Source organism: Paraburkholderia haematera, from assembly GCF_905220975.1.
Taxonomy (GTDB): Bacteria; Pseudomonadota; Gammaproteobacteria; order Burkholderiales; family Burkholderiaceae; genus Paraburkholderia; species Paraburkholderia haematera.
Map to the genome: position 1 here is coordinate 272,724 of NZ_CAJNBK010000006.1, position 22,720 is coordinate 295,443.

At 60.6% G+C, this 22,720-nt stretch carries 22 protein-coding genes; 12 read left to right on the forward strand and 10 right to left on the reverse strand.

The genetic code is table 11. The features are described from left to right. Nucleotides 1-46 precede the first annotated feature (46 nt). Nucleotides 47-1,303: an MFS transporter gene (locus tag KHO23_RS14345; protein WP_211611886.1), complete on the reverse strand. Its 1,257-nt coding sequence runs from the start codon at nt 1,301-1,303 to the stop codon at nt 47-49. A gap of 371 nt (nt 1,304-1,674) precedes the next feature. Here KHO23_RS14345 and KHO23_RS14350 point away from each other — a divergent pair, with 371 nt between their 5' ends. From KHO23_RS14350 to KHO23_RS14360, 3 genes are all read left to right on the forward strand, one after another. Beyond that, nucleotides 1,675-2,136 (forward strand): MarR family winged helix-turn-helix transcriptional regulator, encoded by a 462-nt coding sequence (locus KHO23_RS14350; protein WP_211611887.1) that lies wholly within the window; start codon nt 1,675-1,677, stop codon nt 2,134-2,136. 266 nt (nt 2,137-2,402) lie between these two features. Beyond that, nucleotides 2,403-2,567, forward strand: a complete 165-nt coding sequence (locus tag KHO23_RS14355) for a hypothetical protein (RefSeq protein WP_211611888.1) — start codon at nt 2,403-2,405, stop codon at nt 2,565-2,567. Between the two features lie 34 nt (nt 2,568-2,601). Then, the gene (locus tag KHO23_RS14360; RefSeq protein ID WP_211611889.1) at nt 2,602-2,811 is read left to right on the forward strand and encodes a hypothetical protein; all 210 of its coding nucleotides are present in this window, start codon (nt 2,602-2,604) and stop codon (nt 2,809-2,811) included. A 117-nt stretch (nt 2,812-2,928) separates the two neighbouring features. On the opposite strand, the gene KHO23_RS14365 is transcribed toward KHO23_RS14360, so the two are convergent. Continuing rightward, a complete protein-coding gene (locus KHO23_RS14365; protein ID WP_211611890.1) occupies nt 2,929-3,351 on the reverse strand; it encodes a VOC family protein in 423 nt (140 codons plus the stop codon). A 140-nt stretch (nt 3,352-3,491) separates the two neighbouring features. On the opposite strand from KHO23_RS14365, the gene KHO23_RS14370 reads away from it, so the two are divergent. The 3 genes from KHO23_RS14370 (at nt 3,492) to KHO23_RS14380 (ending at nt 7,334) form a co-directional block, all read left to right on the forward strand. Next, nucleotides 3,492-4,598 carry an NAD(P)H-dependent flavin oxidoreductase gene (locus KHO23_RS14370; RefSeq protein ID WP_211611891.1) on the forward strand — a complete coding sequence of 369 codons (1,107 nt, stop codon included), beginning with the start codon at nt 3,492-3,494 and terminating at the stop codon, nt 4,596-4,598. Between the two features lie 958 nt (nt 4,599-5,556). Beyond that, nucleotides 5,557-6,714, forward strand: a complete 1,158-nt coding sequence (locus KHO23_RS14375) for a porin (protein ID WP_211611892.1) — start codon at nt 5,557-5,559, stop codon at nt 6,712-6,714. A gap of 266 nt (nt 6,715-6,980) precedes the next feature. Further along, nucleotides 6,981-7,334 carry a transposase gene (locus KHO23_RS14380; protein WP_211611893.1) on the forward strand — a complete coding sequence of 118 codons (354 nt, stop codon included), beginning with the start codon at nt 6,981-6,983 and terminating at the stop codon, nt 7,332-7,334. A 195-nt stretch (nt 7,335-7,529) separates the two neighbouring features. Here KHO23_RS14380 and KHO23_RS14385 read toward each other — a convergent pair whose 3' ends face one another. Next, a complete protein-coding gene (locus tag KHO23_RS14385) occupies nt 7,530-8,276 on the reverse strand; it encodes a Crp/Fnr family transcriptional regulator (protein ID WP_211611894.1) in 747 nt (248 codons plus the stop codon). A gap of 158 nt (nt 8,277-8,434) precedes the next feature. On the opposite strand from KHO23_RS14385, the gene KHO23_RS14390 reads away from it, so the two are divergent. Then, the gene (locus KHO23_RS14390; RefSeq protein WP_211611895.1) at nt 8,435-10,066 is read left to right on the forward strand and encodes an acyl-CoA synthetase; all 1,632 of its coding nucleotides are present in this window, start codon (nt 8,435-8,437) and stop codon (nt 10,064-10,066) included. A gap of 94 nt (nt 10,067-10,160) precedes the next feature. On the opposite strand, the gene KHO23_RS14395 is transcribed toward KHO23_RS14390, so the two are convergent. From KHO23_RS14395 to KHO23_RS14405, 3 genes are all read right to left on the reverse strand, one after another. Continuing rightward, nucleotides 10,161-10,385: a hypothetical protein gene (locus tag KHO23_RS14395; protein WP_025495857.1), complete on the reverse strand. Its 225-nt coding sequence runs from the start codon at nt 10,383-10,385 to the stop codon at nt 10,161-10,163. A 289-nt stretch (nt 10,386-10,674) separates the two neighbouring features. Then, on the reverse strand, nt 10,675-10,878 hold the full coding sequence (locus KHO23_RS14400) for a cold-shock protein (protein WP_012428559.1): 204 nt from the start codon (nt 10,876-10,878) through the stop codon (nt 10,675-10,677). Nucleotides 10,879-11,171: 293 nt separating this feature from the next. After that, nucleotides 11,172-11,807, reverse strand: coding sequence for a LysE family translocator (locus KHO23_RS14405; protein ID WP_211611896.1), 636 nt, complete (start codon nt 11,805-11,807; stop codon nt 11,172-11,174). Nucleotides 11,808-12,257: 450 nt separating this feature from the next. Between KHO23_RS14405 and KHO23_RS14410 the strand changes: the two genes are divergently transcribed. Next, nucleotides 12,258-12,521, forward strand: a complete 264-nt coding sequence (locus tag KHO23_RS14410) for an H-NS family nucleoid-associated regulatory protein (RefSeq protein WP_054034930.1) — start codon at nt 12,258-12,260, stop codon at nt 12,519-12,521. 288 nt (nt 12,522-12,809) lie between these two features. Here the strand turns inward: KHO23_RS14410 and pcaG are convergent, their stop codons facing one another. After that, complete coding sequence (pcaG, locus tag KHO23_RS14415; protein WP_211611897.1) at nt 12,810-13,397, reverse strand: protocatechuate 3,4-dioxygenase subunit alpha; 588 nt, start codon at nt 13,395-13,397, stop codon at nt 12,810-12,812. Between the two features lie 3 nt (nt 13,398-13,400). Beyond that, on the reverse strand, nt 13,401-14,105 hold the full coding sequence (pcaH, locus tag KHO23_RS14420) for a protocatechuate 3,4-dioxygenase subunit beta (protein WP_211611898.1): 705 nt from the start codon (nt 14,103-14,105) through the stop codon (nt 13,401-13,403). 106 nt (nt 14,106-14,211) lie between these two features. On the opposite strand from pcaH, the gene pcaQ reads away from it, so the two are divergent. Both pcaQ and KHO23_RS14430 read left to right on the forward strand, forming a co-directional pair. Next, the gene (pcaQ, locus tag KHO23_RS14425) at nt 14,212-15,207 is read left to right on the forward strand and encodes a pca operon transcription factor PcaQ (protein WP_211611899.1); all 996 of its coding nucleotides are present in this window, start codon (nt 14,212-14,214) and stop codon (nt 15,205-15,207) included. Nucleotides 15,208-15,502: 295 nt separating this feature from the next. Next, nucleotides 15,503-16,624, forward strand: a complete 1,122-nt coding sequence (locus KHO23_RS14430; RefSeq protein ID WP_211611900.1) for a 4-hydroxyphenylpyruvate dioxygenase family protein — start codon at nt 15,503-15,505, stop codon at nt 16,622-16,624. 27 nt (nt 16,625-16,651) lie between these two features. Here the strand turns inward: KHO23_RS14430 and KHO23_RS14435 are convergent, their stop codons facing one another. Next, entirely contained in the window at nt 16,652-17,584 is a 933-nt protein-coding gene (locus KHO23_RS14435; protein WP_211611901.1) for a LysR substrate-binding domain-containing protein, read from the reverse strand. A gap of 168 nt (nt 17,585-17,752) precedes the next feature. Between KHO23_RS14435 and KHO23_RS14440 the strand changes: the two genes are divergently transcribed. Beyond that, nucleotides 17,753-18,790: a DUF1338 domain-containing protein gene (locus KHO23_RS14440; protein ID WP_211611902.1), complete on the forward strand. Its 1,038-nt coding sequence runs from the start codon at nt 17,753-17,755 to the stop codon at nt 18,788-18,790. A 52-nt stretch (nt 18,791-18,842) separates the two neighbouring features. Continuing rightward, nucleotides 18,843-21,872 carry an FAD-binding and (Fe-S)-binding domain-containing protein gene (locus KHO23_RS14445; protein WP_211611903.1) on the forward strand — a complete coding sequence of 1,010 codons (3,030 nt, stop codon included), beginning with the start codon at nt 18,843-18,845 and terminating at the stop codon, nt 21,870-21,872. Nucleotides 21,873-22,011: 139 nt separating this feature from the next. Here the strand turns inward: KHO23_RS14445 and KHO23_RS14450 are convergent, their stop codons facing one another. Beyond that, the gene (locus tag KHO23_RS14450; RefSeq protein WP_211611904.1) at nt 22,012-22,644 is read right to left on the reverse strand and encodes a helix-turn-helix domain-containing protein; all 633 of its coding nucleotides are present in this window, start codon (nt 22,642-22,644) and stop codon (nt 22,012-22,014) included. Between the last annotated feature and the right edge of the window lie 76 nt (nt 22,645-22,720).

Below are 22,720 nucleotides of genomic sequence, written 5' to 3' on the forward strand. Positions count from 1 at the left end.
ATCCGGTACTGTTCAAGGCCACCGCGTCGTAGAAGGGCAAGCACGACTACCGCGCACGCGCCCATTGCGCGAGTCCCGCACATGCGACCAGCAGCGTGCCGGTAACGAAGAACACAGAGTGCAGTCCAAGATGCACACCGATAAAGCCGCCGATCACGGGGCCGACGACCTGGCCGCTGAATTGCGCCGATTGCAGATAGCCGAGCATTTGCCCGGTCCTGCTCTCGCTGACCGATTGCCGGGCCAGCTTGGCAATGGAAGGCAGCAGGCCCGCGAGGGTCATGCCCATCAATACGCGCAATCCGGCCAGTTGCCACCAGTGCACGACGAAGGCCTGCGGGATCATCACCAGACCGGTGAGTACAAGGCAGGCAAGGATCACGTTCCAACTGCCAATACGATCAGCCAGTGCGCCGAGCCGGGCCGCCGTCAACATGCTGCCCAATGCGGAACACGCCATGACCAGGCCCGCGACGCGAGTCAGGTGATCCGCCTGAACACCCAGCCCTCCGATGTACACCGTGATGATCGGCTCGATCGACATGTTCGCGAGCAGCACCATCATCGCGGTGACAAGGAGCGCGGCCAGCACCGCGTAATGGGTCGGACGACTCGATGCCGCGGTCTCGCTAGCGGCACGCTGCCGCGCGTGGTCCGCCGGATTGAAGTCTTCCTTCACGAACACGATCGTGAGCAGGGCCGCGAACGCGATCATCGCGCCGCCTGCGAAAAATGTGCCGCGAATGCCGATCCATCCCGGCAACAAGCCGCCCACCAGCGGTCCAACCAGGTTGCCCGCGAGGGCGCCGGTCGACAGTATCCCCAGCGCCCAGCCGGCCCGCTCACGGGGTGCCTGCGAGCCGACCATCACCGTGGACGCCGACGCGTAGCCGCCCACCAGGCCGGCGATCAGACGCAACGCAACCAGTTCATGGACCGTGTGGACGACCCCAATCAGCGACATCACCACGGCCATCCCCACCGCCGCGCGCACCAGCATCGGTTTGCGTCCGTAGCGATCGGCAAGGCGCCCCCACAGCGGCGCGGTGGCTGCCGTGCCAAGGAAGGTCGCGCCAAACGCGACCCCCGACCATTGAATGACCGCCGACGAGGATTCGACGCCGAGTTGTTTCACGTACAACGGCAGGAACGGCAACAGCATGCTCAGGCTGACCAGCGTCGTAAACGAACCGAATACGCAAACCGCAAGATTGCGCTTCCAGTGATTCTGGTTGCGTTCGGCGTAACTGGCAGGGCGCGGCGAGCGCGCCGGCCGTAACAGCGATTGAGCGGGTTGATTCATTTCGTCCTCAGCGCAGCAAACTGATCGACAACCGGCGCGAAGCCGCGCCGATCAAGACTTAAGCGGCAAGAACCTGGAGGACGTCGATCAACATTGCGTATCGCCTACCTCTCCGACAGACGGGTTAGCCGCCCGTTACCCGTCTTTGATGGAGCGAGTCTAGATTGAACCGGTTTGGGAGAGAATCTCCGCGATCCGGAAGACATCCTTCCGTCACTCGATTCAATCGGCCATGGAATCGGCCCCGTAGTTTTTGTCGCTCAACCATCGCGTGGATGATGGCTGGAAAGAATGCGCACTTACGATTTAATCGCATCCGATATATAATACGTCTCCCATGACGGACCAGCTTCGCGCTGAAGAGGACGCAGATGAACACGATCGAAACGGCCGACCGCACGACCCCGAAGCTGGCCGACTTTCTCTGCTTCGCGGTGTACTCGGCCAATCTTGCCTTCGGCAAGGCTTACAAGCCCATCCTCGATGAACTCGGGCTCACTTATACGCAATACATCACGATCATTGCGTTATGGGAAGAAGACAATCAGACCGTCGGCGGCCTGGGCGAAAAGCTGTTTCTCGAATCGAACACCCTCACACCTATTCTCAAGAAGCTCGAGGCGATGGGCTATCTCTACAGGCAGCGCGATCCTTCGGATGAACGACAGGTACTGGTGAGCTTGACCAAAAGTGGTCGGCGTCTGCGTGAAAAGGGCTTAGGCATGGATCTCGTGGATGCTTGCGGGCTGACGACCCAGGAGTTCGGCAAGGTGCAGAAAACCATCGCCACGCTCCGTAACAACCTCATCAAGGCCGTGCAAGAAAGGGAATGAGGGCGTGCCAGCCGGATTTGCCGGCAAAGATCCGATTAACCTCACGGCCAATCTTCCGACGATTTGTATTTCCTCGCATGGGGAATGTTGCACGGGCCTCGAAGCATCCAGCTGCTGTCTCTATTGTTGTTGTTTTGAAAACTGTGAATTCGCCGTAGCTCCATTGATGTCCTGTGTGCAGTGCTTAGAATGGATTCCGTGGACAAACCGTTCACGCGCATCAGAGTGCTGACTGAATCGCACGATTCAACGGTGTGGAGCATCAGATGGACATCCTTGACCTGGCTCGGAAATCGGGAATGACGGTGGTTCTTGACGCGAAGATTGGTCGTCAGGAGTACCGGACGGTGTACGGCTCCGTCGCGGCGCTTGAGCGCTTCGCCGAGCTTCTCGCCGCGTCAATGCACGAAGAGCTGGTGGAGCAGGATTGATGCGCGTTGACAGCAATCTCGAACAGGAACAGCAATGAACTACGACGGATCGAACACCATAAACATCAGCTTCACTGAGCGCACGAACGACAAGCGCAACGAAGGTTCGCCATCCGAAGCGGTCGCACCGGCGGTCGGCAAGACGCGTGTGACGGCAAGGAACTGGGCGTGGGCGCACAGCAACGAATCGTACGACTGGATGGACTCGCATAGCCCTTCCAGCACGCAGGAATCGGTTCATTAAACGCGTTGCATAGGGCCCTGGTTGTGCGCGATCGCGCCTGAGAGGGCCCACGTCTTCGCGAATCATTGCTTCGGGCAGCGCCGCGATACCGGTACCCACGAGTGCTGCAGCCCGCGGTCACGCCGCTTGAATGCGCGGGTCGAAATCGAACTCGAGCCTGATGCCGCCGGGTTCGTACACCATTGCGTGCCGCTTGGGTCCTTCACCCAGATTCTCCGGCGCGAACTCAACCATCACGCCGGGCCATCCTGAGACGCGCGCAAAGATCTCGTTGAGCGCTTCTTCGCTGTCTAGCCGAAACGCCAGGTGATGCAAACCGACATGGGTCTTGCGGTCGAACTCAACGCGGCTGTCTGGATTTGTAACCTGCCAGAGCGTCAGCATGATGTGTCCATCGGACACGAAGGCCGCGGGATAGTTAGGACGCTCTCCAACCAGGGTCCAGCCGAGACATTGGATGAAGAAGTCCCGCGTGACGCTCAGATCGCGAACCGTGAGCCCTATATGATCGACTCCGCGCGTTAAAGGGTTGCCGCTCATGGTCGCTCTCCTTTGATAACCAGACTATAGCGCCGCACGGTATTCTGGTTCGAGGGCCGATTGTGAGCCGCTGCGCGCGTAGTCTCACGCAGCTCAACGTACCCGCATGTGCCTTAAACCCCATTTGAAGAGGCTGAAACATGACTAAGCAGTCAGACAATCGAGCGCTCTTGCGCTTGCTGGGCATCGAAAAACCGATCATCCAGGCGCCCATGGCCGGTGTGAGCACGCCGGCGCTGGCGGCCGCCGTATCGAACGCGGGTGGTCTTGGCTCGTTGGGCGTCGGCGCGATGAACGCGGCGGGCGCCCGCAAGGTCATCAGGGACACCCGAGCGCTCACTGCGAAGCCCTTTAACATCAATGTCTTCTGCCATAGCCCCGCAACGGCCGACGAGCGGGTCGAGCGGCAGTGGCTGAACTGGCTTGCGCCCCAGTTCGAAAAGTATGGCGCGACGCCGCCCGCATCGCTGTCCGAGATCTATACGAGCTTCGTCGCAGATGCGGCGATGCTCGAAGTATTCCTCGAGGAGAAGCCGGCGGTCGTCAGCTTCCATTTCGGCCTGCCGTCCGCCGAAGTCATTGCCGCGTTGAAAAACGCGGGCATCAGACTGCTCGCTGCGACGACTAATCCGCAGGAAGCGGCGCAGGTGGCAGCAGCGGGTGTCGACGCGATCATTGCCCAAGGCATCGAGGCAGGCGGACATCGCGGCGTATTCGATCCGGATGGGGCCGACGACCGGCTGGGGACCTTCGCCCTGACACGGCTGTTGGTCAAGGAATTCGATCTGCCGGTGATTGCCGCGGGCGGCATCATGGACGGCGCCGGCATTGCCGCGGCCCTTGCGCTCGGTGCTCAAGCCGCGCAACTTGGAACGGCCTTCGTTGCCTGCCCGGAGACATCGATTGACGACGGATATCGTCGAGCCATTCTGGGCGACCAGGCTCGTCACACGACATTTACTGCGGCCATTTCCGGGCGCGTTGCGAGAAGCGTGGTGAACCGGTTCACAGAAGCCGGCAACGACGCGAGTGCACCGAAGACACCGGCGTATCCGGTTGCATACGACGCAGGCAAGGCGCTTCATGCCGCAGCCAAAGCCAGGGGCGAGTTCGGCTACGGCGCTCAGTGGGCTGGTCAGGCAGCCGCGCTCGCGAGGGCTTTGCCCGCAGCGGAATTGTTCGCGCAACTGGAGAGCGAATTGACGGAGAGCGTGCGGCAGTTGTCGCAAGTCATCGATCCGCGCTGATTCACCAAAACAGATTCATGGAATCATGAATCGTCATTTGTTGAGATGCCGGGCCGCAGAGTCCATGGCGAACCGGAAAAGGCGGTTCATCACTACGCCGCGCAGAACTACGAACGTATCGCACGGGCGTTTGTGCAGAGCGCGCAAGAACGGATTACCGGCGGCCCTAACCCCGGGCGCGACTCGAGCCGGCCCACCATCGTTATAAAGAAGGGTTCCGAGTTTTCGGAACCCTTCTTGTCTTGTGATGAGAAGCCAATATCAGATGCGGCAATACGCCACTTCCGCTGTGCGATTAATCTGGTGCGCGGAGCTTCCGAAGCGTCGCCTGTCTCCACGACAATATCGCCATTCGCTCGAAGTAAGACCGGCACTTGCGCGGCTGAATGCCAATTCGCGCCCCGGCTTTTATCGCCTTTATCACTTATCACTTTAATCAAGGCTATTACGCATATCCGGTCCCCTGGTGTTCGGGGTTTGAATGCAGACTGCATTAAGTCAATTAAGTTCCCGCTTTTCCAAAATAAATTTACGCGTGTCGAATTGGCTCCGTCGCAATTGCCTGATTTTCGAGCAATCAAACGTCTCGCGCTTTTCAAACGCTCCGACCCGATTAAGTCGCGCATATTAACTGCTGTTGCATACACACAACTTTAATATTGAAAAGTTGCAAATGACTTCTGTCCGGAGCAGGAGCGCCATCATCCACATTTTGCGATAAACGTATGAAAGATAAAGGCTTAGTGCTTGTCTCGATTTGATTGTTGCGGATTCTGAAAAATCATGTTGCGTAAATTGCGAGCGTCGCTACTAGGGTCTCCCCCTACACTCACGCTTCGCTTAAAGGGTGCCCGGCTGATCCGCAACGGTTCGGCCAACAGGGCGGCAGCGAGTGACGCATGAGCTGCTGAGGCAGGTTCCGCTCCCCGCGTAAATTTATCGAACTGGAGTCCCACGCATGAAAAAGAGTCTTATCGTTGTTGCGGTTACCGCATCGTTCGCTTCCGTCGCTCACGCACAAAGCAGCGTGACCCTGTATGGTCTGCTGGACGCAGGTCTGACGTACACCAGCAACGTCGCCCCCGCCAACGGCGTCGGCCACGGCAACGCAAAGTGGGCAGCGGGTAACGGCGGCATCAACCAAAGCATGTTCGGTCTGCGCGGTTCGGAAGACCTGGGCGGCGGTCTGAAGGCAATCTTCACGTTGGAAAGCGGCTTCAATATCGGTAACGGCAAGTTCGCTAACAACAACGGCATGTTCAACCGTCAAGCGTTTGTCGGTCTGTCGAGCGCGCAATTCGGTACGGTCACGCTGGGTCGTCAATACGACGCAGCACAAGACTACCTGGCACCGCTGACCGCAACGGGCAGCTGGGGCGGTACGTACTTCGCTCACCCGTTCAACAACGACAACCTGAGCACGAACGGCGGCTACGCAGTCAACAACTCGATCAAGTACTCGAGCGCTAACTACGCTGGCTTCACGTTCGGCGGCACGTATGGCTTCTCGAACCAGGCTGGCGCATTCGCAAACAACCGCGAATACAGCGTTGGTGCTGCATACCAGTGGCAAGGTCTGCGTTTGGGCGCTGCTTACGCACAGCAGAACAACCCGGGTGCAACGAACGCAGCAGGCGCAAGCAACGGCGGTGCTTCGGACGGTTCGATCCTGGGCCTCGCCGGCAGCTTCCGTCAGCGTGAGTTCGGTGCAGCAGGTTCGTACTCGTTTGGCCCGGCTACGGTTGGTCTGGCATGGACGCAATCGCGTGAAGACAACGCTATTGGCGGAAAATCGCTGAGCGCTAACAACTACGAAGTCAACGGCAAGTACAACGTGACCCCGGCTCTGGGCCTGGGCGTTGCTTACACGTTCACGGACGCGAAGGGTTACGGCGCTGCCGTGGACGGTGGTACGCCGTCGGTTCGCTTCCACCAGATCGGTCTGCAAGCTGACTACTCGCTGTCGCGTCGTACGGACGTCTACGCTCAAGCTGTGTACCAGCACGCAATGGGCGACGGCGGTGTTGCTTCGATCTACAGCGGCGACAACACGCAAATGCCGTCGTCGTCGAAGAACCAGACGGCCGCTACGATCGGTCTGCGTCACCGCTTCTAAGCTTCAGCAGAAGCGAGTTGTTGCAAAAAAGGTGCCGTTCGCGGCACCTTTTTTTATGGGCGCGCCAATGACAGACCACTACGCTCGCCGTGCCATTAACCCGCTGGCGCGATAACGTATTGCGATTTCTGACAATTGCGCACGCCAGTCTGACAATAATTGACCTTCTTGAAAGCGCGGTTGGGGTAGTCTGAAAACGATCAATTTATACACACTTTTTTCGCGGCGACGCTAGCACGTGTGCTGCAGGTGCGCGTTCTTACTGCATGGATACTCCCCCTTCAAACCCGCCGGCTCGCTCGCCAGCCATTCAGGATCTCACCGACGAGCAATGGCACCGCATCGTGCCGCTCCTGCCTGAAATGAAAGACCACGGACCTCGGCGTGGTCGTCCCTGCATCGATATTCGTCGCGTGGTGAACAGTGTGCTGTGGGTATTGCACACCGGCAGACCGTGGCATGCGATGCCCGACCGGTATGCGCCTTACCAGACTGCGCATCGCTACTATCTGCGCTGGAAAAATTCAGGCGTGCTGGCGAACATCGCTTTTGCGCTGTTCGACACCGATGCCGTGCTGGCGCGGCCTGTCACTCGCCGGAACGACCCGCGCACTGTCTAGCGGGTGCAGAATTGCTTTGGCAGGACAAACAGAAAGGCCGTCATCCGTTAACCGGATGGCGGCCTTTCTTATCGGCTGCATGAGCGCGCCGCTCAATCAGGCATGCTGTTCGACCTTGAACACGGCAGCTGCATTTCGCAGACGGTCGGTCTGCTCGTCGAGTGAACTTGTCGCAGCCAGCCACACGCGCTTACCCTAGATCTGTTCCTGACCGAACGCGCACAGGCGTTCGAGATCCAGTACGTCGATCTGGTTGTACGAGAGGCGCAAAATCTGCAGCCTTTCGAGGTTTTGCAGTGCCTGGTTGATCCGTTGCCGCGACACGCCTGCCAGCAGGCCGACTTCTTCCTGCGAAATGGCCAGCGTGCGTCCGGTGTCGGGATAGAGGTCGGGATTGAACAGTTGCGCAAGCGACTGGGCGACGCGCGCGTCTACGTCCAGCAGACGGCTATTCTGGATCGCCGCGATGAATTCGCCCATGCGGTTGTTCAATTGCCGGATCACGAACCCCGTGAACGGCAGACTCGACTCCAGGAGTGCATGGAACGTCTCCGATGGCACGAACATCACAAGCGAAGGCTGAATGGCCGCGACGTCGTATTTGCGCAATTCACGCTTGATCACGCTGCCTTCGCCGAACCAGCCGCCGGGTGGCACGCCGGAGAGCGTGCAACTGCGTCCTGAGGCGTTGTAGATGGCGAGTTTGATGAGGCCGGAATGGACGCCGATCCAGTAGTCCGACGGTTCCTGGCGGCGCGCGATCCATGCGCCCCCTTCCAGATGCTCCGCGTACGCGCTGGCAAGGACCCTGGCCTGATGCTCGGCGGCGAGCGCCCTGAACCACGCGCAGGTGCCGAACAGCCGCGGGAGATCGGCGCGCGGGACCCGTTCAGGACGGTGCGTGCGGACGTCTGCGAGGGCGGTGAACGAAGCGTCATCCATAAGGGGCTGGCAGGGCGTGGGCCGGTGAAGTCGGTTGAGTAGAGCCACGGCGCGCCACTCTGTCATTTGAATGACAGACAGTTCACCATGTCAGTTGCTAGGCTAGTTCATCAATCAGAACAGGCGACGGCGCGGCCAGCGCCTCAGGAGACAAAGCGATGAAGCACATGTTCGAAGAAGGCCTCCAGCGGCGTGAGGCCAATTATGTCCCGCTGACGCCCATCGATTTCATCGTGCGCGCAGCGGAAGTCTACGGTGAGCGGCCGGCGGTCGTCCATGGGGAGATTCGCCGCAACTGGCGCGAAACCTACGGGCGCGCACGGCGACTGGCCAGCGCGTTGCGGCAGGCCGGTATCGAGCGCGGCGACACCGTTGCTGCGCTGTTGCCGAATATTCCTCCGATGATAGAAGCGCATTTCGGTGTGCCGATGGCCGGAGCCGTGCTTAATACGCTGAATACGCGGCTCGACGTGTCGTCGCTGTTGTTCATGCTGCGCCATGGCGAGGCGAAGGCGCTGATCGTCGACACGGAGTACTGCGAATTCGCACACCGCGCGGCGCTGGAATTCCCCGAGTTGCGCGTGATCAGCGTGGCCGATGCAATGCCCGCCGACGTGGACAAGTTCATCCGTGCAACCGACTATGAAGCGTTCCTGCAAACCGGCGACCCCGAGTTCGCCTGGACCTTGCCGGTTGACGAGTGGGACGCTATTTCCTTGAACTACACCTCGGGCACGACCGGTGACCCGAAGGGCGTGGTCTATCACCATCGTGGTGCTTATCTGAATGCGCTCAGCAATATCCTCGAATGGGATATGCCAAAGCATGCGATCTACCTATGGACCTTGCCGCTCTTTCACTGCAACGGCTGGTGTTTCCCGTGGACGGTCGCCGCGCGTGCGGGCGTCAACGTCTGTCTACGAAAATTCGACGCGAAGTCGGTGTTCGAACTGATTCGCCGCGAAGGCATCACGCATTATTGCGGCGCACCGATCGTGCAAAGCGCGCTGGCGAACGCGCCCGCCGAATGGCGCGAAGGCATCGCGCATCGCGTGTCGACGATGGTGGCGGGCGCGGCGCCCGCACCGGCGGTGATCGCCAAGATGAAGGAGATCGGTTTCGATCTGACGCACGTGTACGGACTCACCGAGACCTACGGCCCGGCCGCGGTCTGTGCAAAACAGGAGGAATGGGAAACGCTCGACGACAACGCGCGCGCCGAAATGAACGCACGACAAGGCGTGCGCTATCACTTGCAGGCAGCCGTAGCGGTGCTCGACCCGGACACGCTCGCGCCAGTGCCTGACGACGGCGAAACGCTCGGCGAGATCATGTTCCGCGGCAACATCTGCATGAAGGGATATCTGAAGAACGAGCGCGCCACGGAAGCGGCCTTCCACGGCGGCTGGTTCCACACCGGGGACCTCGGCGTGCGGATGGCTGACGGCTATGTCCGTATCCGCGATCGCAGCAAGGACATTATCATTTCGGGCGGCGAGAACATCTCGAGCATCGAGGTCGAAGACACGCTGTACCGTCACCCTGCGGTCTCGGTTGCCGCCGTGGTGGCGATGGCCGATCCGAAGTGGGGTGAGGTGCCGTGCGCCTTTATCGAGCTCAAGGAAGGCGCTCAGGTCAGCGAAGAAGAGATCATCGCGCACTGCCGGCTGTTTCTTGCGGGATACAAGTTGCCCAAGGCGGTGCGCTTCGGCGAATTGCCGAAGACGTCGACGGGAAAAATTCAGAAATTCGAACTGCGCGCGCGAATCAAGGCGGAACAAACCGAATAGACCGCGCGCGATAGTCTAGCGCACCGAATGGCGCGCTATGGGGTGCTGAACGATGCAAGCGCGGGTTCCCGCGCGCACCAGATTCGACTCGCGCTTAACCGCGCGTGTCGACCCAGCGGCGTGCCCAGCGTGCCGAGTGCTGCAGTGCCTGTTCTTCGTTCGGGAAGTAGTCGAGCGAATAGAACTGGTAGCGCCCTTCGGTGCGCGCGCTGTCAGCGCGTTCGAGCAACAGGTTGGATGAAAAACTACCGTCGGGCAAACGATGCGCCGAGGGTTTGACGGCATAGCCGTTGTAATGATGAATATGTTTGTTCTGCATTTTATATTTTAATAATGTTCGAGTGCGCGCCTGCCGTGCGAGCCGTTGTACGGGCCACGGACGAGCTGATTCAAGCCATTGCGAGCCGAATCCAAACGCAGTCGGAAAGCGAAAAAAGGGCGTTAAAGCCAGAGGGGGAGAATGAGGTGCAACGAGGCGTTTGGCGCTTGGGACTTGCTGCTGAACAACGCATGCAGCTAAAAGCGATCGCGCCAACTGTGGGAGACAAAGCTCCGCGAGGATGTCGCTGCAGCCCGATGTCCGTTTCCGGACACCGAGCCCTTCAAACTTACAGCGGCTTGATGTTAGCCGCTTGCAGACCCTTCGGGCCTTGCTTTGTTTCGAAGCTCACCTTCTGATTTTCAGCCAGCGTCTTGAAGCCGTCGCCGCTGATTTCGGAGAAGTGCGCGAACAGGTCGTCGCCGCCCTTGTCCGGGGTGATGAAGCCAAAGCCTTTGCTGTCGTTGAACCACTTAACGGTACCGGTATCCATGAAGAATCCTTGAGTAAAAATAGAAAAATTTGCTCTGTTGAGGAGCGCGTGAAGCGTCAAGGAGGGAGAGGACAACGAATACCGCTGAGGAGCGAGACATTGATGAACAGCAATCGAACTTCTTGAACTTCGAACGCCACAGTAACCGCCGGGGCGTATCAGCGTCAACACTTATCTTGTAACTGTTTTGTTATACGCGCTGCTGCCGCGCGCTCGGCGCGCGGCGATGCGACCCTCGTTACTGGCTTGTCGTGTCGCGTGGCACGGCAAGCCGCGCAAGTGGAGTTGCCGTTTCAGATACCCACTTTATGCGCCGTCAGGATGAGGCGTAATCCGAGCGCGGCAACGGCAGTTGCGGCGACGCGATCGATCCAGGCTTTCCACTGCAGATAGACTTCGCGCGGCCGTTTGCTTGAAAAGCACAACGCGACCACGGTGTACCAGCCGGCTTCGATGGCGAAGATTGCAGGGGGCAATGCAAAGTAGCACCACAGCGGTGGATGTTGCGGAAGCAAGGCCGCGAAGATACTGCCGTAGTAGACCGCAGTTTTCGGATTGCTGAGTTGCGTGCTCAAACCGATCCAGAAGGATTTACGCACATTGGTCGCGGCGGCTTGCGCGGCATCGAACGCGAGCGGTTTGGCCGCACCGCGCCAGATCTTCGACGCAAGGTAGATCAGATAGAGGCCACCGGCCACTTTCAAGCCGACGTACAGCCACTCTACCGTCGCCAGCAAAGTGTACAGGCCGAGCAGGGCGATACCGCTGAAGAACACGCCGCCAATGCCCATGCCGGCTGCTGTTGCGAGGCCGTCGCCGCGCGAGAGTCCGATTGCATTGCGGGCGACGATGACGAAACTCGGTCCGGGGCTCATGGCACCGAGTAGCAGCGCGGCCAGAATGGTGACGATGGCTGTCGAGGCGGGCATTTTTATGTGTCTCCTACGGTCGGCGATTCGGGTCAATGAAACATAGCATGAGAAGGCGGGGTTCTGGTTCTGGTCAGCACAATAGATCTCGCAAGAATCGGACAGGCCGGTGCCGGACGCAAGCGGAATGACAAAGAAAACTCATCGCCGCAGGCAAACAATCTGTTGCTGCAAGCAGCGGAAATTGGATGCTAGAATCACCGTCCATACGCTAAAGCAGCCTTGGAGCACCAAGGCCAATCGGGCGCGATTCGAGCTGTTTGCCGACGACTTTCCCTTAATCCAGGATTTATTGGGCAGGATTCCAGATGCTAGTTGTTCAGCATCGGGAGATGCGTCGTGAGTTCGATTCGCACTCAACCCATCTGATTCACATCTAGGCTTCGCGTTGTTTAGCGAGGCTTTTTGTTTTTCGAACGCGAGCATTATCAGCCGCGAAACCGGTACGTTATGAAAGAGCGAGAAGAACAACGGCTGTTCGACCTCGACGGGAATGCTCGTGAGCGCCTGATCGTGTGGATCCGCCGACGCATGGACGAATACGGCATTACGATTGAAGCGCTTGCCGATGCAATTGAAGCCGACAAAGCCGCGGTCCGGGCCGTGATGTATCGCGACGCCTACGGTAATACGTGGGACGGTCATGGTGAAAAACCGGATTGGCTCGCACGCGCGATTTACGCAGGACAGAACATCGACCATTTCCGCTGTTGAGCGTGGCCACAGTTTCCTCTGCTAATCGTTTTCCCGTGTGGCCGTGCTACATCGCGTTGTTCGGCCTGCAGTGGCTGACTATCGGCGAGTCGTGCCGCGTTCGCTGAAAAGCAGGCTGATTGACTGGTGCCCATTGATTCGGCATCCAAACTGATGGCCGGGCGGGCGCAAAAATCAAAAAAAAGCCCGCACGGGGCGGGCTCAATTACTCGGAGTTTCGCGATCCAGTCGCTAGACGGATCATCTCCAGTGTATGCGAAAGCTATATGAAAGCATAGAAAATCCGCATCACAGATCGAAAAAGACGGTTTCCTTGTCACCCTGCATATAGATATCGAACCGGTACACGTTGGCCGCATTCGGCTCGCGGCGCGCGATCAGCGTGCCGCGACGCTCGGCAGGAACCGCTGCCAGCACCGCATCCCGTTCATTGGCTTCGGTTTCGTCCTCGAAATAGATGCGCGTGAAGGTGTGCAGCAGCATGCCGCGCATCGTCACGATCACATTCAGATGCGGTGCTTCATCCGGGCTCGAACGGCCAGGTTTCACCGTTTCAACGACAAAACGCTTCTGCGGATCCGTTCCGGTCCCGACGCGGGCGAAGCCGCGGAAGCCCGTCTTCAGGGTTTGCTCGCGTGATTCCGGATAGTCGCCTTGCGCGTCCACCTGCGACATTTCCAGCATTGCATCGCCGATTACGTTGCCGTCGCCGTCGAATACCTGGCCGACGATCGTGATGTGCTCGCCGGCCGCTTCACGGTCCGCCAGAACCGGCGTAAACAGGCTCTTGAAGTCGAAATCGTATTGCTGCGGGCACAGGCCATAGGCGAAGTACGGTCCAACCGTTTGCGAAGGCGTTTGCTTGAGGGTCGTCATGGCTTAGCGCTCCATCGGGGTTTCGTTGCGGCCGCGCAGCACGATGTCGAAGTCGTAGCCGAGCGCATAGGCCTCTTGCGTTGTATCGAGCGAGAAGTTTGCGATCAGACGGTCGCGTGCATGCTCGGGCGTGCCCTGGAAAATCGGGTCGAAGGCCAGCAGCGGATCGCCGGGGAAGTACATCTGCGTGACGAGGCGCGAGCCGAAATAGTCGCCGAACAGCGAGAAGTGAATATGGTTCGGACGCCAGGCATTCGGATGATTGCCCCAGGGGTAAGCGCCCGGTTTGATCGTCAGGAAGCGGTAGCGGCCTTCGTTATCGGTGATGCATCGGCCCGCACCGAGGAAGTTCGGATCGAGCGGCGCGTCGTGCTGATCGTTCTTGTGCACATAGCGGCCGGCTGCATTGGCTTGCCAGATTTCAACCAGCGTATTGCGTACCGGACGGCCGCCCTCGTCGAGCACACGGCCCGTCACGATGATGCGCTCGCCGAGCGGCTCGCCGTTACGCACCGCATTGCGCGTCAGATCGTGATCGAGCGCGCCGAGGTCTTCGGTGCCGTAGACCGGCACGCGCTGGTCGCGCAGCTTTTCCTTCAGCGGAATCAGCGGCCGCGTGGGGCCGCGTTTTACCGAAGAACCGTAGCCGGGATAAACGTAGGCGGGGTGGGACGCGAAATCGCGCGTGGTGAGAAAGGACTCGTCCATCAGTGTCTCCTTCGGGAATTGTGGGATACAGCGTATGGAGCGACTTTATCCAACCTGAGAGGTTATGCAAAATGACGTTTTCGTCCATTTCGTATAACCTCCCGTTATGCAACGAAGCCTCGCGGACAGCCGCGTCAAATTCCGCCATCTCCAGTGCTTTCTGGCCGTCGCCCAGTTCGGCAGCGTGCAGCGGGCCGCCGAAAGCCTGTCCATTACGCAGCCCGCGGTCTCCAAGACAGTGGCTGAACTGGAATCGATTCTCGGCGTGAAGCTGTTCGAGCGAGGCCGCCACGGCGCCGTGCCGACCCGCGAGGGGCAGCTTTTCATGCCGCATGCGAGCGCCTGCGTCAGTGCGTTGAGGCAGGGCGTCGATTTGCTGGCGCGCGAGGAAGGCGCGGCGGCCGCCACGCTGGAAATAGGCATTCTGCCGACCGTCGCGGCGGCGCTGGTGCCGCCGGCGTTGAAGCGCTTCGCGGCGCTTTGGCCGCGCGTGATCGTGCGCCTTGCCACCGGCGCCAACCCCGAATTGCTCGAACGTCTGAAGGCCGGGACGATCGAATTCGCGATCGGCCGTCTGGCGGACCCGGAAAGGATGGTCGGGCTCAGTTTCGAGCAGCTTTTCAGTGAGCCGTTGATTGCCGTCGTGCGCGCCGGACATCCGTTGGCACTGGGGGCCGGCTTGCCGGCCACGTCGCTGGAGGAATTTCCGGTGGTGCTGCCGCCGTTCGGCACATTGATCCGGCAATCCGCTGAGAGCCTGTTGAGCGCATGGGGCGTGCCGCCGTTATCAGGGTTTGTCGAAGTGCTGTCCGTGTCGACGGGGCGTGCATTGACGCTGGAGAACGACGCGGTGTGGTTTGTGCCGCTGAGCGCTGTCGAATACGAACTGGCACACGAGATGCTGGTGCGTTTGCCGTTACCGTTCGCGGGCACCGGCGAGCCCGTCGGGCTGATCCGGCGCTCGGACACCCAGCCCACGCCGGTGGGTCGAGCGTTCATCGATGCCGTGCGCGAGGTCGCGCAGCAGCGCATGGCGGCTGCCACCCGTAAGCCTGCGGTCAAACGCGCGTCCAAACGCGGCGGCGGGACGCCCAGGCGCTGACGCATGCTGCGCAGCGGTGCCGCGGTTCAGGTGCTGCGAAAGCGACGCGAAAGAGACGCGAAAGACGCATGCGGCGCCCCGATTCGCCGACCGTGAACCATCTAGTACAAAATGAAGGTTGCGAACGCCCTGCTAGCAGGTGTACAAACACGGTGCAAAAGCCGTTGCCGGGCGCATGGCTGCGACACACTACAGGCGCGGTGTCACACTGCGAGCGGACGACGGCTTGCGTCGAACACCGGAAACATCACGAACACTCGGAACAGCGTACGAAAGACCGTACAAGGAGATAGCCATGCCCAGCGACTTGCCCACTCCAGACGCCGCGCTGCGCGCCGTGTCGGCGCCTGAGCACAATCCGCTCGGCACCGCGGGCCTCGAATTCGTCGAGTTCGCCTCGCGTGAGCCGAAGGTGCTCGGCGAGACCTTCACGAAACTCGGCTTCAAGGCGATCGCACGCCATATCAGTAAGAACGTCACGCTGTATCGCCAGGGCGAGATGCATTTCCTGATTAACGCGGAGCCGGATTCGTTTGCCGAGCGCTACGCCGAGGAATACGGCGCGGGCATTTGCGCGATCGGCATTCGCGTGGCCAACGCGCAGCGTGCCTTCGACCGCGCGATCGAACTCGGCGCATGGGCGTTCGAAGGCGAACGCATCGGCGCGGGCGAACTGCTGATTCCGGCGATCCAGGGCATTGGCGATTCACACATTTATTTCGTCGACCGGTGGCGCGGCCGTGGCGGCCAGCGTGGCGGCCTTGGCGACATCTCGATCTTCGATATCGACTTCCGTCCGATCGAGATCGATACCGCAGAAGCCGATCTGAATCATGCCGGCACCGGCCTCGTCGCGGTCGATCATCTGACGCAAACGGTCGGTGAGGGCCGGATGCAGGAGTGGCTCGACTTCTATCGCGATCTGCTCAACTTTCGTGAGATCCACGAGCTGCACGCGAACTGGCATGTGTCGGCGGAATCGCGCGTGATGGTGTCGCCATGCGGCGCGATCCGCGTGCCTTTGTATGAGGAGGGCACGCGCCGCACGAATCTGATGCACGAGTATCTGCCGGATCATCCGGGCGAAGGCGTGCAGCACATCGCGCTCGCCACCGACGACATCTTCGCGTGCGTCGAGCAACTTCTCGCGAACGGCGTCGAATTCGTCGAGCCGCCGCCGCGTTATTACGAGCAACTCGATGCACGTCTGCCGGGGCATGGGCTCGATGTCGAGCGGCTCAAGCGCACGCACGTTCTGGTGGATGGCGAGATCGACGCCAAGGGTGAGCCGTTGCTGTTCTTTCAGACCTTTGTGCGACGCGGTGCCGGCGAGATCTTCTTCGAAATCGTGCAGCGGCAAGGGCATCACGGCTTTGGCGAAGGCAATCTGAGTGCGTTGGCACAGGCACGCGGGTAAGCCGGCGCTTAGCGCCGATTCAATCAATCAATCGGGAGCGGGATGGCCGACCAGCTCCGGATTCACCGCACCGTATGAAGCCGCTTCCCGCAACAGCCACTCACGAAAGCTCGTGAGTGGCTTGCCGTGGCTCAACTCGGTCGGATAAACGAGGTAATACGCCGAGTCGGCGAGCGCGGGCGCGTCGAGCGGTATCACGAGTCCGAGCTGTTCGAGTTGTGCATCGACGAAAAAACGCGGCACAAGCGCGATGCCGAGACCGGCAGCGGCGGCGCTGATCAGCATCGTGTGGAGTTCGTAGCGAACCCCTTGCATGGTCCGGTTATCGTCGACACCGAGGCTGGCGAACCACGACGCCCAGCCGTCTGGCCGGGTGGTGGAATGGAGCAGGGGGTAGTCGAGCAGATCGGCCGCTGTCTCGACAGGCCGCGTCAGCAGGCTCGCTGCGCACACCGGCACGACTTCCTCGCTGAACAGAAAATCCGCCGACGTGCCGGGCCATGTCGGTTTGCCGTAGTGAATCGCTGCCTCGAAATGCGTATCGGCAAACGGGAACGTGCCGGTGCGCACGCCCATATTGACCCGCACGTCCGGATACTGCGCGTTGAATGCCGCCAGGCGCGGAATGAGCCATTGCGATGCGAACGTAGGCAGCACGGCCAGTTCCAGATAACCGCCGCCGCTGCCATGCGCGATGATCGACAGCGTGTCGCGGTCCAGTTGTTCCAGCGAACGCCGCACCTGCGCGCTATAGACCTTGCCCGCCCGGGTCAGTACCACGCGCTGCTTCGCGCGCACGAACAACCGCACGCCGAGATTGCTCTCCAGCGTATTGATCTGCCGGGACACCGCGCTCTCGGTAAGGAAGAGTTCGCGCGCCGCATGCGTGAAGCTCTCGTGCCGCGCGGCGGCTTCGAAAGCGAGCAGCGCGCCCATGCTAGGGATCTTGAACTTTCGCACGTTAATTCCAAAAACGCATCAAGTGGCAATTTTATCTCGCTTTACGGCAAGGCTGTGGATTTGAATAATCTTGCATCCAACGATGCCGTGCTTGCGTCCCGAAGCCGCGTCGGCAGGTCACCTTCGAATACATGAACGCGTGCTCACCGCACCCCGCCCGGAACCGATATGCGAAACGTCAAGAATGCGAATGTCGAACAACTGCTGCTGAAACTGCTCGGCGCCCAGAAAACCGCAAGGCTGTTCGCCACGCTGAACCATCCGCGGATTCTCAACGAATGGGAAGACGGCACGGTCACGCGCGCCGAAATGGCGCAGGCGATGAACATGGCGCTGTTCGAAGACCTCCTGGCGCGCTCGGTGAATGGCCGCCAGTACACGGAGGAGACGATCGCCGCCGGCGGCAGCGTCTACTTCGACCATGGCGCATTGCGCACTGTGCGCTGGGCTGAGAGCGGCGCGCTGCCGCCGGGCGAAGCGGCTTTCGCGCGCATTCTGCGGCCGCTTGGCTTCAGTATCAACGGCCGCTATCCGCTCGACCGTCTCGGCATGACCGGCCGCGCCTGGGCGCACGACGACTCCCCGGATGAAATCGCCCAGTTCTTCGTCAGCGAATTGCACCCTGAGCGGTTTTCGGCGGAATTTCAGCAGGCGGTGACGAACGTGATCGGCGCCTCGCGCGATCCGTTGACGCCGCAAGCCGCCGGCCAGTTGTGGGAGCTCGAACGCGAAGGCGTGCTGCCGCTCGAGGCGGCTCACGCGTTGCTACCGGTGATCGTCGGCGCGTTCGCCCGTCAGCACGAGACGCCACGTGAAGCCGATTACGCAGTATTGTTGAAGGAGTCGGCGGAAATGGCGTGGATCGCGACTGAAGGCAACGCCTTCAATCATGCCACCGACCGCGTCGCGGACGTCTTCAAGCTTTCCGATGACGAGAAGGCGAAGGGCCGTCCGATGAAACCCGAAGTCGAGCGTTCGCGTTCGGGCCGCGTGTTTCAGACCGCGTACCGCGCGGATACCGTGCGGCGCGAATTCCGTGCGGCCGACAGCAGCATCGTGACGCGTGAGGTGCCAGGCTCGTTCTATGAGTTCATCACGCGCAAGCGGACTTTCGATCAGGACGCACGCCGCTGGGAAACGGACCTGCGTTTCGACGCGGGCAACGCGCAGGGCATCTTCAAGATGACCGCGAGCCAGGCTGCGTGATGCGTAGTTCAGGCCATAACGCGGACGTTGGACACGAGACGTGAGGAACGCGGTGGGAACGTCATTGGATGAAGAACAGGGCGCGGGCGTGAATGCTTCGTCGAGCGGCGCGGCGCATGACACCTTGAAAGTGCCGCGCGTTGCCAAACCCTTTGCGGGCACAGCCGCTGTGATGCAGGCACTCGAAGCCGACTTGCGCCGTAACGTGCGCGGCGAAGTACGTTTCGATCAAGGCTCGAAAGCGCTGTATGCCGCGGATGCGTCGAACTACCGGCAAGTCCCGCTCGCCGTGGTCGTGCCGTCGGATGTCGACGACCTGCTCGAAACGCTCGCCGCCTGCCGCCGCAATGATGTGCCCTTCCTCCCGCGCGGCGGTGGCACTTCGCAGAACGGCCAATGCGTGAACGTCGCGGTGGTGGCCGACGCGAGCAAGTATGTGAACCGCGTCGTCTCGGTCGATCCTGTAGCGGGTGTCGCGATCGTCGAGCCGGGGGTCGTCTGCGATACCTTGCGCGACGCCGCCGAAGCGCACGGCCTCACGTTCGCCCCGGATCCCGCGACCCACAGCCGCTGCACGCTCGGCGGCATGATCGCCAACAACTCGTGCGGCGCGCATTCGGTGATGGCCGGCAAGACGGTCGAAAACGTCGAAGCGCTGGAAATCGCGACCTTCGATGGTGCGCGTTTCTGGGTCGGGCCGACTTCTGACGGCGAACTCGAACGCATCATCGCAGCAGGCGGCCGCCAGGGTGAAATCTACGCCGCGCTCAAGCGGCTGCGCGACACTTACGCCGATCAGATTCGCGCGAAATTCCCGCAGATCAAGCGGCGCGTGTCGGGTTTCAATCTTGATCAACTGCTGCCGGAAAACGGCTTTAACGTCGCGCGTGCGCTGGTCGGTACCGAGGGCACGTGCGCCGTGACGTTGCAGGCGAAAGTGCGGCTTGTGAAAAGTCCGGCGAAACGTGTGATCGTCGTGGTCGGTTTCACCGATATCTACACCGCCGCGGACGCCGTGCCGCATTTCATGCGCTGCGGGCCGATCGCGGTCGAGGGACTGGACCGCGCGATCATCCGCGGCTTGCAGGCGCGCGGTTTGAAGAAAGACGAGATTGCCCTGCTGCCGGACGGCGACGCATGGGTCGTGCTCGAATTCGGCGCGGATACACAAGACGATGCCGTGCGTCAGGCGCAAAACGCTGCGGCGTATTTTTCGTCGGGCCAAGCAGGGCCGAATGTGTCGGCGATGCTCGTTGAAGATCGTGCGTTGCAGGCAAAGGTGTGGTCGATCCGCGAGACAGGGGCGTCGGCCGTGGCGTTGTCGGTGGAGGCGGGCACGCCCGATCCGGTGGTCGGCTGGGAAGATGCGGCGGTTGATCCGTTGCGCCTCGGCGACTATCTGCGTGCGTTTCAGGCGCTGGTGGATCGCTACGGCTACGAGACGAGTCTGTACGGCCATTTCGGCGATGGCTGCGTGCACGCGCGCATCACCTTCGATCTGCGCAGCGCCGAAGGCGTCGCGACGTGGCGCAAGTTTCTGCGCGAAGCCGCGGAACTGGTGGTCGAATTCGGCGGCTCGCTGTCGGGCGAACACGGCGACGGCCAGGCCAAGGCTGAGTTCCTGCCGATCATGTACGGCCCCGAACTGATGCAGGCGATGGAGCAGTTCAAGGCGATCTGGGATCCGGCCAATCGATTGAATCCTGGCAAGGTCGTGCATGCGTATCGCGCCGATGAAAATCTGCGCATGGGGCCGGCGTACAAACCGGTGACCCTGCAAACGAAGCTCACGTTCGCGAGCCAGGAGGGCGATGGCTTTCAGCGCGAGATCGAACGATGTATCGGCATGGGCAAGTGCCGTTCGCTCGAAGGCGGCACGATGTGCCCAAGCTATCGCGCAACGCGTGAAGAGAAATACTCGACGCGTGGCCGCGCGCATCTGTTCTGGGAAATGCTGCAAGGCGACGTGATCACCGATGGCTGGCAAAGCCGCGAAGTGAAAGAAGCGCTCGATACTTGCCTCGCGTGCAAGGGCTGCAAATCCGATTGCCCGACGCATACGGATATGGCTTCGTACAAGGCGGAATTTCTTTCGCATTACTACGAGACGAATCGCCGGCCGCGCCAGGCGCTGTTTATGGGGCGGATCGGCGAATGGGCGCCGTGGGCGGCGAAGTTTCCGCGGCTGACGAATTTTATGACGTCGGCGCCGGGGTTGGCGGCAGTTGGGAAGTGGGCAGCCGGGGTGGCGCAGGCGCGGGAATTGCCGAAGTTTGCCACGCGGACTTATCGGCAGATTGCACAGCGATCGCTGAAGGCTGAGGGTGACGCTCGTGCTAGTGCTCATGTTCGTGGAGAGGTCAGGAAAGTCATCTTGTGGGTTGATACTTTCAACGATCACTTCACACCCGAGATCGCGCAGGCCGCTGCCGATGTGCTGACGCAAATGGGCTGGCACGTCGTGCTCCCGAAGAAGCGGTTGTGTTGCGGGCGTCCGCTGTATGACTTCGGTTTGCTCGACCGGGCGCGTGAGTTGCTGACCACGATTCTTGATGACCTCGGAGACGATATCGCCGCTGGTGTTCCTTTGGTCGGTCTCGAACCGGGTTGCTTGTCGGTATTCAAGGACGAGTTGCTGAAGCAGCTTCCCGGTCATACATTAGCGAAGCAGCTATCGGCGCAGACTTTTCTGTTTTCCGACTTCGTCGCGCGTCAGCCGTTCGAGTGGCCGACGCTTGCCGCGGACGTGATCGTGCACGGGCATTGTCATCAGAAGGCGCTGTTCGGCATGCAAGGCGATACCGCGCTGTTGAACAAGCTCGGCGTGAAATGGAAACTGCTCGATACGGGATGCTGCGGGATGGCGGGATCGTTTGGCTTTAACGACAAGCATCACGCGCTTTCGGAGAAGATTGGCGAAGACAGGCTGTTTCCTGCCGTGCGTGCTGCTGCCGCCGCGAATGCGGAAACGATTGTGCTGACCAACGGCTTTAGTTGCCGTGAGCAGATCGAGCAGGGGACCGGGCAACATGCGATGCATATCGCGCAACTGGCGCAGCGGGCGTTGGCGGCGCGCGGTTGAAACGCTGTGGCGGCGTTGCCATGGGTGTTGGCATGGGCTTTAGTATTGCCATTTGCCGGTGGCGCTGCCATCGGCATTGGCGACGCTGGCTTTCGCTTTTTGGCGTTTCTATGTGCTGTGGGTGGTCCAGCCGCCTTCGTTATTTTTTCGCCGGTTCTACCGCGGCCGATGTCTGCGGAATGTCGGCGCTGGTCGCCATCCACAACACTTCGGCATCTTCGTCGCTAGTGGAGACCGCCGCATGGCCGGTGCGGCTGTCGAAGTAAAGGCTGTCACCGGCGTTCAGATGCGTCGGCGCATACAACTCGGAATACAGGCAGACGCTGCCGCTGATCACGTACAGAAATTCTTCGCCTTCATGACGGCCCCAGTCATCGAACGCGTCCAGCGTGTGGGCCGAGATGCGGATGCGGAACGGCAACATCGCTTTGTGCGCCAGATCCGTGGCCAGTAACTCCATCTGATAGCCGCGGTAGGCGTGACGCTGGCCTTCGTTTTTGCGGGTCAACGCGCGGCGGCCGCTGGCGCTGACTTTGGGTGTCGAGCCAAAGAGCTCGCCGATTTCGATCTTCAGGCCGAGGACGATTTTCTGCAGGACGTCGAAAGTCGGGGACATCAGGCCGTTCTCGACTTTGGACAGTGTAGAGCGGGAGACGCCGCAGAGGCGGCTCGCGGTTTCGAGCGTCAAGTCCTGCGCCTGGCGGGCGGCGCGCACGCGCCGGCCAAGGTCGGTTGTGGATGCGTCGGCGGGTTTGGTGAGGTGGGTGTCCATAGGGGTGTAGCTCAAATGCGCGCCCTGGCGAGGCGTCAGGTGTTTCCGATCATAACATTTGAGTGAGTGGGCGGAG